Genomic DNA, 15,321 nt, shown 5'->3' on the forward strand with positions numbered 1-15,321 from the left:
AACCCTCGCCGGATCACTGCACGCTCGATGGGAACGGCGGTCGGGAACGCGGCGAACTCGTCCCGGGCACCTGCCGTCGCCTGTGATGTGCACTACTGTGGAAGCCGTGACGAACTACAGATTCGAGACGTTCAGGCCCGCATTCGACGAGGCGACTGGTGACCCCGACGCGCGCACGGCCGCGTACTTCGCGGCGACGAGCGTCGGGTTCCACGACTCCCGATCGACCGCGGAGGGGCTCAGGTCACGGGTCCGCAGAGCCGTCGACGACGATCGGGTCCTCACGGCGGTCTACGCCGAGCGGGAGTTCGACCACGCCATCGACGAGCAGGTGCCGGTCGCGACGTTCGCGTGGTTCGAGAAGCTCGTCAACGTCGGCGGCGGCCGCCTGGTCCCCGGTCATCTCATCACCTGGGTGACGGTGCGACCCACCCATCGCCGCCGCGGCCTCCTGCGCTCCCTGATGACGAGCGACCTCGCCGAGGCGAAGGCAGAGGGATATCCCTTCGCCGCGCTGACGGCGACAGAGGGAGGGATCTACTCCCGCTTCGGCTTCGGGGTCTCGTCGTGGTCGCACTCGATCGAGGTCGACACCTCGCCCGGCTTCCAGATGCTGCGCGAACCCGACCGGCGCGTCGAGATGTGCGACCCGGGCGTGCTCCGGGAGCTCGCCCCGGCCATCTACGACCGCTTCATGCGCACCTCTCCGGGTGCGATGGAACGCCAGCAGACCTACATCGAGCGGGCCACGGGGGCGCTGGACCCCGCGACGGGGGAGGCCGACCGCGGAGTCCGGGCCGCCCTGCACTTCGATGCCCACGGCGAGCCCGACGGGTACGTGTCCTACAAGTTCGCGGGCTGGTCGACGACGCCGCCGACGATCGAGCTCATCGACTTCGTCGCCGTCACCGATGGCGCCTACGCCTCACTGTGGTCGTTCCTCGCCGCCATCGACCTCTCCAGCCGGGTCACCTTCAAGGAGTCCTCGGAGGACTCGCCGCTGCCGTGGCTGCTCACCGACTCCCGCCGGGTCAAGACGGTGGGCACGGAGGACAACATCTGGCTGCGGATCCTCGACGTCCGGGCGGCCCTCGAGGCGCGCCCCTGGTACGTCCCGGGCACGCTCGTCATCGACATCGACGACCCGCTCGAGCTGACCGGCGGTCGCTTCCGGATCACCTCCGACGGTGAGAACGCCCGCGTCGAGACCGCCTCGGCGTCGACCCCGGCCGACCTGGGGATGGGGATCGCCGAGCTCGGCTCGCTCTACTTCGGCGGGGCCGACCCGGTCATCCTCGCCCGCGCCGGACGCATCGACGAGAACGTCCCCGGCGCCGCGGTGCAGGCGAGCGCGATGTTCAGCCTCGAGCGGCTCCCGTACTCGCCCAACGGCTTCTGAGCCGCACCTGCGACTCGGCGGCCACCCCTGCGGCTCGGCCCGTCAGGCCCCGATGTCTCGACCCGCATTCCCATGATCCGAGACCTCGTGAAGCCCGACACGAAGTCTCATAAGATGGGACACGTCCCAGACGCAACAGGAGGAATCTGTGCCCAAGCCCATCGTGCTCATCGCCGAAAACCTGTCACCGGCCACCCTTGAGGCTCTCGGGGGAGACTTCGAGATCCGCCACACCGATGGTGCTGACCGCTCCCGGCTCCTCGAGTCCATCGCCGACGCCGACGCCATCCTCGTCCGGTCCGCGACCCAGGTCGACGCCGAGGCGATCGCCGCGGCGAAGAACCTCAAGGTCATCGCCCGCGCCGGAGTCGGCCTCGACAACGTCGACGTCCCGGCCGCCACCTCGGCGGGGGTCATGGTCGTCAACGCGCCGACGTCGAACATCATCTCGGCCGCCGAACTGACGATGGCGCACATCCTCGCCTCCGCCCGCTACCTCGGCGCGGGGAACACCTCGCTCAAGGCCGGGGAGTGGAACCGGTCGAAGTACACCGGCGTCGAGCTCTACGAGAAGACGCTGGGCATCGTCGGACTGGGACGCATCGGCGGGCTCGTCGCCGAGCGCGCGAAGGCGTTCGGGATGCGCCTGGTCGGCTACGACCCCTACATCAGCCAGGCCCGGGCCGCCCAGATGGGCGTCGAGATCCTCGATCTGCCCGGACTGCTCGCGGTGTCCGACTTCGTCACGGTCCACATGCCCAAGACCCCCGAGACGATCGGGATGATCAGCACCGAGGAGTTCCAGGTCGCGAAGCCCGGTGCGCGATTCGTCAACGTCGCCCGCGGCGGGATCATCGACGAGGAGGCCCTCGCCGAGGCGATCGCCTCGGGTCACGTCGGCGGTGCCGGCATCGACGTGTGGAGCGTCGAGCCGCCCGAGCACTCGGCGCTCATGGACCTCGACTCCGTCAACGTCACACCGCACCTGGGAGCCTCCACCGCCGAGGCGCAGGAGAAGGCGGGCGTCGCCGTCGCCAAGTCCGTGCGCAAGGCCCTGGCCGGCGAGCTGGTCCCCGATGCCGTCAACGTCGCGGGCGGAGCCATCCACGAGGACGTCCGCCCCGGCATCCCGCTGGCCGAGCGGCTGGGCCGGGTCGTCAACGCCCTCGCGCCGTCCTCGCTGACCCACTTCGAGGTCGAGGTCAACGGTGAGATCGCGGACAAGGACGTCTCCGTCCTCAAGCTCTCCGCCCTCAAAGGACTGTTCAAGGACGTCGTCTCCGACCAGGTGTCCTACGTCAACGCCCCGCTGCTGGCCGAGGAGCGGGGGATCGGCGTCGAACTGACGACCGATCCCTACTGCGAGTCGTTCCGCAACGTCACCCGGCTGACCGCGACCACCGCCGACGGGCAGCGGATCTCGGTGGCGGGAACGGTGACCGGGCCCAAGCTCGTCCAGAAGCTCACCGAGGTGGGGGACTTCGAACTCGAGATCGAGCTCACCGACCACCTCCTCATCTTCCGCTACGAGGACCGCCCGGGCGTCATCGGCCAGCTGGGCCTGGCGCTGGGCGCCAACGACGTCAACATCGCGGGCATGCAGGTCTCGCGGTCGTCGAGCGGCAGCGAGGCGCTGTCGGTCATGGCGGTCGACTCGGCGGTGTCCGACGAAGTGCTCAGGGCCGTGGCCGGGGCGATCAACGCCTCGTCATTCAGCGCGGTGTCGCTGAGCGAGGACTGATTCCGCGCACGGACATCGACATCAGCCGGAGGCGGGGTTCGCTCGGAACCTCGCCTCCAGCCACGTCCACAGCTCGTCGGCGAGGATCGCCGCGGAGATCCCGATGAGCGCCCCGGCGATCGTGTCGGAGAGCCAGTGCACCTGCAGCGCGGTGCGCGACCACATCATCCCGAGGATCCACAGGACTGCCGGGACGATCGACCAGTGGATGCGCGGCCGGGGCGGCGCCGAGGCCGGCACGCGCCATCTCGCGGCGATGAAGACGAGAGCGACGGCCAGCGCCGTGGCTCCTGTCGAGTGGCCCGAGGGGTACGAGTATCCCGTCGAGTCGTAGAGCTGCTCGAGGGGTCGGACCCTGAGGAACAGGAGCTTGAACGCCTCGGAGGCGGCCACCGCGAGGAGCATCGTCGTCACGAGGGCGCCGGCGGCACGGAATCGTCGCCGCAGGACGAAGAAGGCGGCGAGCAGCCCGGTGCAGATGACGGCTCCGCTGCCTCCCCCCACCTCGGCGAGGAGGACCGCCAGGAGATGGGCGGGCGTGTCCGGTTCGAGGCCGACGAAGTCCAACCAGGCCTGGTCGACCGGCGTCGGCCCGGCCCGGCTGCTCCGCAGCCACAGCCCGAACGCGATGACCATGAGGAGGGCCGGAATCGTCGACCAGACGATCCACCGCGCCCGGCGCGAGGCGGGAGGCTCGGCCCCCGGCATGCTCAGGCGTTCCAGAGACCGTAGGTGTCGGCGAGCGAGGCGATCTTCTTGGCGCGGGTGAGACGCGGCAGGTAGGAGCCGTCGGTGATCTCGGAGCCGCCCTCGGCGGCTTCGAGCATCTGCCGGGCCCAGGCGCGTTCGTCCTCGCTCGGCGACATCGCGTCGTTGAGGGTGTTGACCTGGTCGAGGTTGAGGACCAGCTTCCCGGTCATGCCCATCATGTGGGTGACATCGGCGTCCCGGCGCACCTGCTCGTCGCTCGCGTCCGCGGCCGAGGGGCCGTCGATGGCTCCGGGCAGCCCGCCCATCCGCGACGCGATCGTCAGCCGGGAGCGGGCGTAGGCCAGTGCCATCGGGTCGTCGGAGAAGCCGGTGTCCTTGCGGAAGTCGTTGGTGCCGAAGGCGAGGCGGAAAGTGCCGGGCGCCTCGGCGATCTTCGTCGCGTTCTCCACGCCGCGGGCGGATTCGAGGAGGGCGATGACCGGGAGGCCGGCCTTCGCTCGCATCGCCGTGTAGGAGACCTGCTCGGGCCGTTCGGTCTCGGGCAGCATGACGCCGCGCAGTCCCGGCAGCATGGCGATCGACTTGAGGTCGTCGTCCCAGAACTCGGACTCCATCTTGTTGATGCGCACCCACGCCGACATTCCCGAGTCGAGTGCGCGCACGACGTTGTCGCGGGCGGCGAGCTTGTTCTCTTCGGCGACCGACGCCTCGAGGTCGAAGATGACGGAGTCCGATTCCGAGGCCTGGGCCGGCGCGAACAGCTCCTCCTTGGCAGCGTTGACCAGCAGCCACGAGCGGGAGAGCTTGGCGGGCAGGGAGGCGGCTCGCTGATTGCGGATCGTGTCTGGCAATGGTCTGCTTTCCTCGGACGGACTCGAACGGCGATGCGCGGCAGATGCTCGCGCCGCACCCATCATTGTAGTGAGCCGCCACCCGGGCCGCGAACCGTCGGATGTGCCCGCGGACCTCGCTCCGCACCTCGCCACCACCCGTCCGTATGTCGGGACGACGAAGTTGCATGCTGAGATGGGGTCTACCCTGTGATCCATGAAGTTCTCAATTGCGGTCATGCCCGGTGATGGAATCGGCACGGAAGTCGTCCCCGAAGGTCTCAAGGTCCTCAAGCGCGCCATCGAGGTCTCCGGCGAACCCGTCGAGCTCGCGCTCACCGACTACGAGGTCGGGGCCAAGCGCTGGCACGAGACCGGGGAGACGCTGACCGACGAGGAGCTCGAGTCCCTGCGCGACCACGATGCGATCTTCTTCGGCGCCTGCGGCGACCCGAGTGTGCCCTCGGGAGTCCTCGAGCGCGGAGTCATCCTCAAGATGCGCTTCGGCCTCGGCCACGCCGTCAACCTCCGCCCCTCGAAGCTGTACTCCGGGGTGAGCAGCCCCCTGGCGAACCCGGGCGAGATCGACTTCGTCGTGGTCCGCGAGGGCACCGAGGGCTCCTACACCGGGATGGGCGGGACGGTGCGCACCGACACTCCCCAGGAGGTCGCCACCGAGGTCTCCGTCAACACCTGGTACGGAGTCGAGCGCGCCGTCCGCAGCGCCTTCGAGCGGGCCCAGGCCCGGAGGAAGAAGCTCACCTACGTCCACAAGCACAACGTCATGGTCCACGCCGGACATCTGTGGCGCCGGGTGGTCGAGAAGGTCGGGTCCGAGTTCCCCGAGGTGACCGTCAACTACGAGCACACCGATGCCTGCACGATCTACATGGTCACCGACCCCGTCCGCTACGACGTCATCGTCACCGACAACCTCTTCGGCGACATCCTCACCGACCTCGCCGCGGCCGTGACCGGCGGCATCGGCCTGGCGGCGTCGGGCAACCTCAACGTCGAGGGCACGGCGCCGAGCCTGTTCGAGCCGATCCACGGTTCGGCTCCCGACATCGCGGGCAAGCAGATCGCCGACCCCACGGCATCCATCCTCTCGGGCGCGCTCATGGCCGCCCACCTCGGTCTGGATGTCGTCGCGAAGTCCATCGAGACCGCCGTCGAGGCGGACCTCGCCGAGCGCGGAGACGCCAAGCGCTCGACCGCCGAGGTGGGCGACGCGATCGCCGCCCGCCTGGGCTGAGCGGCCAGGGTTGGGCCAGGACCCCGGTGCGATGGGCACCGGGGCCATCGACTACCCTGACAGTGTCACTCATCACACATGGGAAAGAGTTCTGATGTCACAGTTTGCCGTTCTCAGGAACATCCAGCCGCAGCCCGAGCTGGTGCGCGAGAACATCAAGAAGGCCCCCGGCTTCGGACAGTACTTCACCGACCACATGGCACACGTGCGGTACACGATCGAGGAGGGATGGCAGGCGCACCAGGTCAAGCCCTACGCGCCCCTGCAGCTCGATCCCGCGGCAGCGGTCTTCCACTACGCGCAGGAGATCTTCGAGGGGCTCAAGGCCTACCGGCACGCAGACGGCTCGATCTGGACCTTCCGCCCCGAGCGCAACGCCGCGCGGATCAACCGCTCCGCCGCGCGACTGGCCCTGCCGCAGCTGCCCGAGGAGGACTTCATCGGCTCGCTCAAGGCGCTGGTCGAGGTCGATCAGCAGTGGGTGCCCACCCCTGAGTCCGTGGCCGACGAATCGAGCCTCTACCTGCGCCCGTTCATGATCGCCTCGGAGCGGTTCCTCGGCGTGCGGGCCAGCCACGAGGTCGACTACTACGTCATCTCGTGCCCCGTCGGCCCCTACTTCTCCGGAGGCATCAAGCCGGTCTCGATCTGGCTCTCGGAGACGCTCAAGCGCGCCGGCCAGGGCGGCACCGGATTCGCCAAGTGCGGCGGCAACTACGCGGCGTCGCTGGTCGCGCAGAACGAAGCGGCCGCCAAGGGCTGCCAGCAGGTCCTCTTCACCGATGCGAAGGAGGGCAGGTACGTCGACGAGCTCGGCGGCATGAACCTCATGCTCGTGACCAAGGACGGGCAGCTCATCACCCCGCAGCTCTCCGACTCGATCCTCGACGGCGTGACCCGCCGGTCGCTGCTCGACCTCGCCCCCTCGCTCGGCCTCGATCCGGTCGAGCGCGACATCTCCATCGAGGAATGGCGTGAGGGTGCGGCCAGCGGAGACATCGTCGAGGCCTTCGCGTGCGGCACCGCCGCCGTCATCACGCCGATCGGCCGGATCGTCGCCGACGGCTTCACGATCGACCACGGCGAGGAGCCGGGGGAGAAGACGATGGAGCTGCGCACGACGCTGCTCGACATCCAGTACGGCCGTGCGGAGGACACGAACGACTGGCTGGTCCGTCTCGCCTGATCCGGACGGATGCGTCGGCGCATGGACGCCGCGGTCCACGATTTGCGCAGATCTGCGTTAAATGATGTAGTCTGGGTTCGTGACTACGACGACCGCGCCGTCCACGCCGACCGCCTCCGAAGTGCTTGCCGAACTGCCATGGCGATGGAACACGCAGGGTGCCATCTTCCTCATCGGCGGACTCGGCTTCATGTTCGACGCCTGGGACGTCGCCCTCAACGGGTTCCTCATCCCCCTCCTCAGCGACCACTGGAACCTGTCGCTCGGGCAGGCGGCCTGGATCGCCACTGCCAACCTCATCGGAATGGCGCTGGGCGCCTTCATCTGGGGCGGCATCGCCGATGTCATCGGACGGAAGAAGGCGTTCACCCTCACCCTGCTCGTGTTCTCGATCTTCACGGTCGCCGGAGCCCTCTCGCCCGATTTCGCCTGGTTCATCGTCTTCCGCTTCCTCGCCGGATTCGGCCTCGGCGGCTGCATCCCTGTCGACTACGCCCTCGTCGGGGAATTCACGCCGAGGCGGCACCGCGGTCGCGTCCTCACCGCGATGGACGGCTGGTGGCCGATCGGGGCGTCGCTGTGCGCCTTCGTCTCCGCCTGGCTGCTCGGCCTCGGCGATTGGCGGCTGATCATGCTCGTCATGATCGTGCCGGCACTGCTCACCGTGGCCGTGCGCTTCGGGATCCCCGAATCACCGCTCTACCTCGCCTCCGTGGGCAGGTACGAGGAGGCCGACGCGGTCATCGCCAAGCTCGTCGCCCGCACCGGCGCCGAGGTGGACACCTGGACCCATGATGCGCCGGCTCAGCGGACCGCGGGACGGTCGAGCGCCTCGGTGAATGCCCGTCTGCGGGCCGCGAGCGGACAGCTCGTCGATCTGTGGAGGCACTCGGCGAGGACCACCCTCGTGGCGTGGGCACTGTTCGTGTCCGTGCTCCTCGTCTACTATGCGGCCCTGACCTGGCTGCCGGGGATCCTCAGGAAGCAGGGCATGGGCGAGCAGGCCGCATTCCTCGTCACGGGGTCGATGACGGCTGTCGGCATCCTCGGCGTCGTCATCTCCGCCCTCGTCGTCGAGCGCTTCGGCCGCAAGTGGGTCCTCGGAGTCTCGGCGCTCCTCTCGGCTGTGCTGCTCGTCAGGGTGGCTGTGTCCATCGAAGCCTCCGGGGCGGATCTGAGCTGGACCGCGAGGGCGAGCATCATCGGCTTCGGCCTGGTCGTCCAGATCGCGATCCCCACCCTCTACACCTACGTCTCCGAGCTCTACCCCACGAGGCTGCGGGGATCGGGATTCGGCTGGGCCTCGGCGGCGTCGAGGGTCGCCACCGGCATCGCCCCGATCGTCTTCGGAGCGTTCATGTGGCCGGTGCTCGGCCTCACGCTGACGTTCGTCCTCACGGGGCTGGTCGTCATCGTCGCGGTCGCCCTCATGGCGCGGCTCACTCGCGAAACCGCAGGTGAGAAGCTGTCCTGACACCTGGGTAGTCGCTCATCGCGCTCGGGCGGATGTCGTGTCAGGACCGATGTCTAGTGTGGTGTCCATGGAACAGAGGACGGCCTCTCCCGCAGTCTCCGCGATCACGCGGTGGCGGGAGGAGCTGTCCACTCTGCCTCCGGCCCTCAGCGAGGAGGAGGCCATCGACCGGATCACCGCTCTGGAGGAGCTGTCCGCGGCGTGTGCCGCGGCCCAGGCCCGGGAGACGCTGACGCTCGACATGAGGCGGCGCAATCGGGAGGCCGAAGAAGGCGTGCCGAGCGCGAAGCAGGGAGCGGGAGTCGGTGCCGAGATCGGACTGGCGCGGAAGGTGTCGCGGGCGCGGGGGAGCGCACTGCTCAGCTTCTCCCGATCCCTGCTCATGGACCTCCCTCGCACCTATGCGGCACTGGAATCGGGAGCGATCTCCGAGGAGAAGGCCCGTGCCGTCGTCAGGGAGGTCGAATGGCTGCCGCGGGAGAAACGGCGGCAGGTCGACGAGCGCATGGCCGATCGCCTCGGGGAGGTCGGGGTGCGACGGCTCGGCAGCGAGGTCAGGGCGCTCGCGCAGCAGGCCGACCAGGCCGCCGCCGTCGCGCATCTCGACCGGTGCACGGCGGAGCGCGCCGTCTCGGTGCGCCCCGCCCCGGGGAACATGGCATATCTGACGGCCCTGCTGCCGCTGCAGCAGGCGGTCGCGGTGTACGCGAACCTCGCGAAGTCCGCACAGTCCCAGGTCGGAACGGGTGCCGCCGGTGGACGCACCCGCAATCAGGTGATGGCCGACCTCCTCGTCGAACGGATCAGCGGACAGGAGTCGGCGGCGGCGATCCCGATGGAGATCCACCTCGTGATGGACAGCGACACCCTCCTGTCCGAGGGGGACGTGCCGGCATGGCTGCCGGGATTCGGCCCGATTCCGGCCGAATCCGCGCGGGCCGCCGTGGTCGAGAACCCCGCCACGGTCTTCCTCCGGCGCCTCTACACCCGTCCTAGGGACGGGCAGCTGGTCGGAATGGATTCCCAGCGCCGGGAGTTCACCGGCCTGCTGCGGCGGATGATCGTCATCCGTGATGGCGTGTGCCGCACCCCGTGGTGCGACGCTCCCGTCAGACATGTCGACCATGCGCTGTCCGTCGCCTCGGGCGGCGCCACCAGCTGGGAGAACGCTTCGGCACTCTGTGCCGCGTGCAACTACGCCAAGGAGCGGCCGGGATGGCGGCACGAGCCGGGTCCCGAGGGTCTGACGGTGCGGACGCCGACCGGTCATCGATACACGGTGCGGAACTCGCCGCTGCTCATCGCGATGCCGCGCGACGGGACAGAGCACGGCAGGGCGTCTCCCGGCGGGGCCGGGACGGGCGCCTCGCCGGCCGGAACTGGGATGAGCACAACGGAGCCGAGCGGGGCTGAGTCAAGCGTGACGGCACCGGGCGGGGCTGAGTCAAGCGCGGCGGCGCCGAGCGGGGTTGAGTCAAGTGTGACGGCACCCCGTGAGGCGAAGCCGAACCGCCGCTTGAAGGGGAAGGGTCCGCCGGGTCGACCTCTGAGGCACGGCGACAGTCGTGCGAGCGTCATCGAGAACCGCCTGCGCTCCGAGCTGCGGGAGCATGGTGCCACCGCCTGATGCCCTCGATGCCTGCCGACGTCCGGCGGCCTCGCCAGGAGCAGCCGATCGACAGGGGCAGGAAGCTTGTCGTCACATGACGCCGACGGCTCCCACGACTGCCCGTGTCGTTAGGATTGCCCTATGAGTGACCGTTCCGCCGGCGCTGAGCTGGGAGTCCCCGCCGCTCCGCTCCGAGTGGAGCTGGTCTGGGGGATCCCGGGCGCGTTCGGCCAGCAGTGGATTCCCGCGACCGCGGACGCCGCACCGCACCTCCAACCGACGCCGCAGGAGGTCGAAGCCGTCTATGCGGCGGCGTCGGCGGAGCCACCCCTCAGCGAGGACCAGAGGTTCGCCACCTGGTTCGCGAGCATCTACGATGCGGCCGTGAAGGCCGGCCGGGTCCTCACCGCCTTCTCCCGCCACGACGACCGGCTGGCCTCCTTCGCCTACGGTCACTTCTGGACCTGGGCCGAGCAGACCAATCCGTGGGCGGCCGAACTGCGGCTGCGGCTCGGCGAGGCGGCGCAGACGATCGAATGGACCTACACCCTCAGCCTGCTCGCCCGCGACCCGAGCCTGCGCGAGAGCGGAGTCGGGCGAAGGACCCTCGAGGCCTGGCTGAGCGGAATCGCCGGTTTCGGGTGCTGGCTGCAGACCGATGACATCGACAGCCCCGCCAGGCGCCTCTACGACAGCGTCGGCTTCGTCGCCATCGGCCACGGACCCGAGGCGCCCAACGGAGAGCCGGGCCTCGTGATGTACCGTCCGCCGAGCTGAGCGGCCGTCACTAGACTGGCGGCATGCGCAAGGAATCGCCAGTGGACACCTCAGACGACACATCCCCGACCTCCGCCGCTTCGGAGACCACGACGACCGGTCAGCGAGCCCCGGAGCCCCACGACGAGCATCTCTGGCTCGAGGACATCGACGGTGATGAGCCGCTCGACTGGGTCGCGGGGCAGAACGCGAAGACGATCGCCCGATTCCAGGACGAGGACTTCGACGCGACGGCCCGGGACATCCGCTCCGCGCTCGACTCCGACGACCGGATCCCGATGGTCGTCAAGCGCGGGGACCACTACTACAACTTCTGGCGCGACCGCGCCCATCCCAAAGGACTGTGGAGGCGCACGACCTGGGACAGCTACCTCACCGACTCACCCGACTGGGAGGTGCTGCTCGACCTCGACGCCCTCGCCGAGGCGGAGTCGACGCCCTGGGTGTGGGCGGGTGCCGCGGTGCGCCGCTCCGACCATTCCCGAGCCCTCATCTCGCTGTCGCCCGACGGCGGGGACGCTCACCGGGTCCGCGAGTTCGACCTCGCGACGCAGGACTTCGTCGACGGCGGCTTCGATCTGCCGGCGGCCAAGACCCGATTCGCCTGGCTCGACGACGACACGATCATCGTCGCCACCGACACCGGCGCCGACTCGCTGACCACCTCGTCGTATCCGCGGCAGGCCCGCGTGCTGCGACGCGGGCAGGACCTCGCCGAGTCGCCCGTGGTCGCCGAGGTGCCCCGCGACCATGTCGCCGTCTTCGTCGGCAGCGACGTCGCCTCGGCCCACGGCCGGGACCGCGCCGTCGTCGTCGACGCCCACGACTTCTTCAACTCCCGACTGAGCTTCGTCGACCTCGACGAACTCCGGGGCACCGACGGCGCGATCACGGCGGACGCCTCGGCGTGGGAGGCCGCCTGGACCCGGATCGACGTTCCCACCGACGTCGAGGTCGGGATCGAGAGGGACTTCGTCCTCTTCCGCCCGCAGACCGACTGGACCGACGCCGGCGTCCCGGCGGGAGGCCTGGCGGTCGCGGACATCGCCGAGGTGAGGGCCGGAGATCTGCGACCGCGGGTGATCTTCACCCCCGACGAGCGCACGTCGCTGCAGTCCTTCACCTGGACCCGGGACTTCCTCGTCCTCGGACTGCTCGCAGACGTGCAGTCCGAACTCCGGATCCTCGATCCGGGCGATGGGTTCTCCGCGACCCCGATGCCCGGAGTGCCGGCCAACCACATGGTGGGAGTCGGCGCCGTGGACGCCGACGACGACGCGACCGCCAACGACTGCTGGCTCATCACGACCGGGTTCCTCACCCCATCGACGCTGTCATACGTGAGCCTGGAAGGCGACGCCGAGGCCTCGAGGCACACCTCGGTCATCAAGACGGCACCCGCGCTGTTCCCGGCCGACGGGTTCACTGTCGAGCAGCACTTCGCCACGAGCGCCGACGGGACGCGGATCCCCTACTTCCAGATCTCCGCCGCCGACCTCGTGCTCGACGGCGACAACCCGACCCTCCTCGACGGCTACGGCGGCTTCGAGGTCAGCCGCACGCCCGCCTATTCGCCGATCGTCGGCATCGGATGGCTGAGCAGGAGGACGACGGCCGGACGCCACGGCGTCTACGTCCTCGCCAACATCCGCGGCGGCGGGGAGTACGGTCCCGCCTGGCACACCTCGGCGATGCGGGAGAACCGGATGCGCGCCTACGAGGACTTCGCGGCTGTCGCCCGCGACCTCACCGCGCGCGGGGTCGCCCGACCCGAGAGGCTCGCCTGCGCGGGAGGCTCCAACGGCGGGCTGCTCGTGGGGAACATGCTCACCCAGTACCCCGAGCTCTTCGCAGCGGTCTCCTGCGGCGTGCCCCTGCTCGACATGCGCCGCTACACGAAGCTCAGCGCCGGCTACTCGTGGAAGGCCGAGTACGGCGACCCCGATGACCCGGCCGACTGGGAGTTCATCCGCGGGTTCTCGCCCTACCACCTCCTCGAGGACGACAGACGGTATCCGCCGGTGCTGTTCTGGACCGCGACCTCCGACGACCGGGTGGGGCCGGTGCAGGCGAGGAAGATGGCGGCCCGGATGCAGGCGATGGGCATCCCGGACGTGTGGTTCTTCGAGGACACGGAAGGCGGGCACTCGGCGGCCTCGGACAATCGGCAGGCCGCATTCACCCGGGCGCTGAGCTACCGGTTCCTGTGGAACGCACTGACGGGCGAGTGAACCGGTGAGCCGGTGCGGACCGGCGAATGAGCCGGACCGGGGACCAGACCGGGCCGGGGGTGAGCAGGATCATGGCGGCGTGACTGCGCCGAGGCGTAGCGTAGGCACCATGACGAACGAATCTCCCCAGCGCTTCCACGCCGAGTACAAGGTCATCGGCGGCAAGCTCGTCGTCGCCGATGTCGAGACCGACGGGAGGACCATCACCGGCGTGAAGATCTCCGGTGACTTCTTCCTCGAACCCGAAGAGGCGTACTTCGACCTCGCCCCGGCGCTCGTCGGCGCCCCGGTCTCCGCGGACAATGCGGCGCTGCGCGCCCGCGTCGACGAGGCACTGGCCGGCCACGGACCGGCGCTGGCGATGCACGGGTTCTCCTCCGCCGACATCGCCACGGTCGTGCGGCGCGCCCTCGGCTCGGCGGCGAACTTCACCGACTTCGAGTGGCAGCTCATCCGTCCGATGGTGCTGCCGACGGAGATGAACGTCGCCCTCGACGAGGTGCTGCTCACCGAGGTCGCCGAAGGCCGGCGCCGGCCGACCCTGAGGTTCTGGGAGTGGGAGGACACCGCCACCGTCATCGGTGCGTTCCAGTCCTTCGTCAACGAGCTGCGGCCCGAGGGCATCGAGAAGCACGGCGTCAAGGTCGTGCGCCGAATCTCCGGTGGCGGTGCGATGTTCATGGAGGGCGGCAACTGCATCACCTACTCGATGTTCGTGCCCCCGGCGCTCGTCGCCGGCCTCGACTATGAGGAGTCCTACGTCTTCCTCGACCAGTGGGTGCTCGCGGCGCTGAGCAGCCTCGGCGTCGAGGCGTTCTACAAGCCCATCAACGACATCTCCTCGACGGGAGGCAAGATCGGGGGAGCGGCGCAGAAGCGCCTGGGGGACGGCACCCTGCTCCACCATGCGACGATGAGCTACGACATCGACGCCGACAAGATGGTCGAGGTACTGCGGATCGGCGAGGCGAAGATCTCCGACAAGGGCGTGGCCAGCGCCAAGAAACGCGTCGACCCACTGCGCAGCCAGACCGGTGAGGCGCGGGAGGCCATCATCGACGTCATGGCCCAGACGTTCACGTCCCGCTACGGCGCGCACGAGGACACCTACACCGAGGCGGAACTGGAGCAGGCGCGCACGCTCGTGGCCGAGAAGTTCGGCACCGAGAAGTGGACCCACCGGGTGCCGTGAGTGAACATCTGACCTGGTCAGCAGGGCAGTCGCGGGGAACATCTCGGAGCGGCGGCGACACTCTGTAGGATTGGGACTCGAACGTCGCCGGACCCATTCCACTGCCGTCAGGAGAGCCATGCGCCAGGTCGAACCATCCGTAGAACTGCTCGCCAAGCCCAGCATCGACTGGGATGCGATGAGGGCCTACCTCGACGAGGTGGGCGGAACGTCGTGGGCAGACCGGGTGGAGAGCGCGGAGTCCCCGGACGCCGAGGACCTGCTCGAGTTCTCCGGACGCATGTGCTATCGCTCGTGGGAGCCGGGCCTCAATCCGAACGTCTCCCGCGTGCGCACGGATTCGGCGCAGTACCTCGGCAACGTCATCTCCTCCCAGCACGGCTCCGTGCTCGAGCACGCGAACTTCACCTTCGTCCTCCACAACGTCTCCCGCGTCCTCACCCATGAGCTCATCCGGCACCGAGCCGGCTCCGCTTTCTCCCAGGAGTCCCTGCGCTATGTGCGCCTCGCCGACATCCCGTTCTGGTTCCCGGAATGGGCGCGTGAGGACCCGGAGCTGATGGAGCGCAGCCTCAAGGTCCTCGACACCCTCGAGGAGCACCAGCAGTGGATGGCCGAGCACTTCGGCCTCGACGAGGAGGGCACGAACTTCGCCCACAAGAAGCACATGACCTCGTTCATGCGCCGTTTCGCCCCCGAGGGACTGGCGACGGGCATCGTCTACACCGCGAACCTGCGGTCCCTGCGCCACGTCATCGAGATGCGCACGGCCAAGGGCGCCGAGGAGGAGATCCGACTCGTCTTCAACAGGATCGGCGAGGTCATGCGCGAGGAGGCTCCCGCGATCTTCGCCGACTACGAGGTCGTCGACGGCGAATGGATCCCGGGCACGAGGAAGGCCTGACCACCGAACAGG

12 protein-coding genes are annotated in these 15,321 nt (G+C 69.1%); 10 read left to right on the forward strand and 2 right to left on the reverse strand.

Annotated features, from left to right (window positions below):
* The first annotated feature begins 106 nt into the window (after positions 1-106).
* The gene (locus tag DFO65_RS01600; RefSeq protein WP_113902653.1) at positions 107-1,399 is read left to right on the forward strand and encodes a GNAT family N-acetyltransferase; all 1,293 of its coding nucleotides are present in this window, start codon (positions 107-109) and stop codon (positions 1,397-1,399) included.
* A gap of 148 nt (positions 1,400-1,547) precedes the next feature.
* Entirely contained in the window at positions 1,548-3,140 is a 1,593-nt protein-coding gene (gene serA, locus DFO65_RS01605; protein ID WP_113902654.1) for a phosphoglycerate dehydrogenase, read from the forward strand.
* Between the two features lie 21 nt (positions 3,141-3,161).
* Here the strand turns inward: serA and DFO65_RS01610 are convergent, their stop codons facing one another.
* Positions 3,162-3,848 (reverse strand): phosphatase PAP2 family protein, encoded by a 687-nt coding sequence (locus DFO65_RS01610; protein ID WP_113902655.1) that lies wholly within the window; start codon positions 3,846-3,848, stop codon positions 3,162-3,164.
* A 2-nt stretch (positions 3,849-3,850) separates the two neighbouring features.
* Positions 3,851-4,702, reverse strand: coding sequence for an HpcH/HpaI aldolase/citrate lyase family protein (locus DFO65_RS01615; protein WP_113902656.1), 852 nt, complete (start codon positions 4,700-4,702; stop codon positions 3,851-3,853).
* 196 nt (positions 4,703-4,898) lie between these two features.
* On the opposite strand from DFO65_RS01615, the gene DFO65_RS01620 reads away from it, so the two are divergent.
* From DFO65_RS01620 to thyX, 8 genes are all read left to right on the forward strand, one after another.
* Entirely contained in the window at positions 4,899-5,936 is a 1,038-nt protein-coding gene (locus DFO65_RS01620; RefSeq protein ID WP_113902657.1) for a 3-isopropylmalate dehydrogenase, read from the forward strand.
* Between the two features lie 94 nt (positions 5,937-6,030).
* Entirely contained in the window at positions 6,031-7,122 is a 1,092-nt protein-coding gene (locus tag DFO65_RS01625; protein ID WP_113902658.1) for a branched-chain amino acid aminotransferase, read from the forward strand.
* 79 nt (positions 7,123-7,201) lie between these two features.
* Positions 7,202-8,596: an MFS transporter gene (locus DFO65_RS01630; RefSeq protein WP_113902659.1), complete on the forward strand. Its 1,395-nt coding sequence runs from the start codon at positions 7,202-7,204 to the stop codon at positions 8,594-8,596.
* A 67-nt stretch (positions 8,597-8,663) separates the two neighbouring features.
* A complete protein-coding gene (locus DFO65_RS01635) occupies positions 8,664-10,223 on the forward strand; it encodes an HNH endonuclease (RefSeq protein ID WP_113902660.1) in 1,560 nt (519 codons plus the stop codon).
* A gap of 123 nt (positions 10,224-10,346) precedes the next feature.
* Positions 10,347-10,982: an N-acetyltransferase gene (locus DFO65_RS01640; protein ID WP_113902661.1), complete on the forward strand. Its 636-nt coding sequence runs from the start codon at positions 10,347-10,349 to the stop codon at positions 10,980-10,982.
* 23 nt (positions 10,983-11,005) lie between these two features.
* Complete coding sequence (locus DFO65_RS01645) at positions 11,006-13,213, forward strand: prolyl oligopeptidase family serine peptidase (protein ID WP_113902662.1); 2,208 nt, start codon at positions 11,006-11,008, stop codon at positions 13,211-13,213.
* Positions 13,214-13,322: 109 nt separating this feature from the next.
* Positions 13,323-14,405 (forward strand): lipoate-protein ligase small subunit, encoded by a 1,083-nt coding sequence (lplB, locus tag DFO65_RS01650; protein WP_113902663.1) that lies wholly within the window; start codon positions 13,323-13,325, stop codon positions 14,403-14,405.
* 118 nt (positions 14,406-14,523) lie between these two features.
* Positions 14,524-15,309 (forward strand): FAD-dependent thymidylate synthase, encoded by a 786-nt coding sequence (gene thyX / locus DFO65_RS01655; protein WP_113902664.1) that lies wholly within the window; start codon positions 14,524-14,526, stop codon positions 15,307-15,309.
* Positions 15,310-15,321 lie beyond the last annotated feature (12 nt).

It is taken from the genome of Brevibacterium sanguinis (assembly GCF_003315415.1).
Taxonomy (GTDB): Bacteria; Actinomycetota; Actinomycetes; order Actinomycetales; family Brevibacteriaceae; genus Brevibacterium; species Brevibacterium celere_A.

Excerpts from the sequence above, each read along its gene's own strand:
- DFO65_RS01610 (WP_113902655.1), bottom strand. The coding sequence starts at position 3,848 with ATGCCGGGGGCCGAGCCTCCCGCCTCGCGCCGGGCGCGGTGGATCGTC.
- DFO65_RS01620 (WP_113902657.1), top strand. The coding sequence starts at position 4,899 with ATGAAGTTCTCAATTGCGGTCATGCCCGGTGATGGAATCGGCACGGAA.
- DFO65_RS01625 (WP_113902658.1), top strand. The coding sequence starts at position 6,031 with ATGTCACAGTTTGCCGTTCTCAGGAACATCCAGCCGCAGCCCGAGCTG.
- DFO65_RS01635 (WP_113902660.1), top strand. The coding sequence starts at position 8,664 with ATGGAACAGAGGACGGCCTCTCCCGCAGTCTCCGCGATCACGCGGTGG.
- DFO65_RS01640 (WP_113902661.1), top strand. The coding sequence starts at position 10,347 with ATGAGTGACCGTTCCGCCGGCGCTGAGCTGGGAGTCCCCGCCGCTCCG.
- DFO65_RS01645 (WP_113902662.1), top strand. The coding sequence starts at position 11,006 with ATGCGCAAGGAATCGCCAGTGGACACCTCAGACGACACATCCCCGACC.
- lplB (WP_113902663.1), top strand. The coding sequence starts at position 13,323 with ATGACGAACGAATCTCCCCAGCGCTTCCACGCCGAGTACAAGGTCATC.
- thyX (WP_113902664.1), top strand. The coding sequence starts at position 14,524 with ATGCGCCAGGTCGAACCATCCGTAGAACTGCTCGCCAAGCCCAGCATC.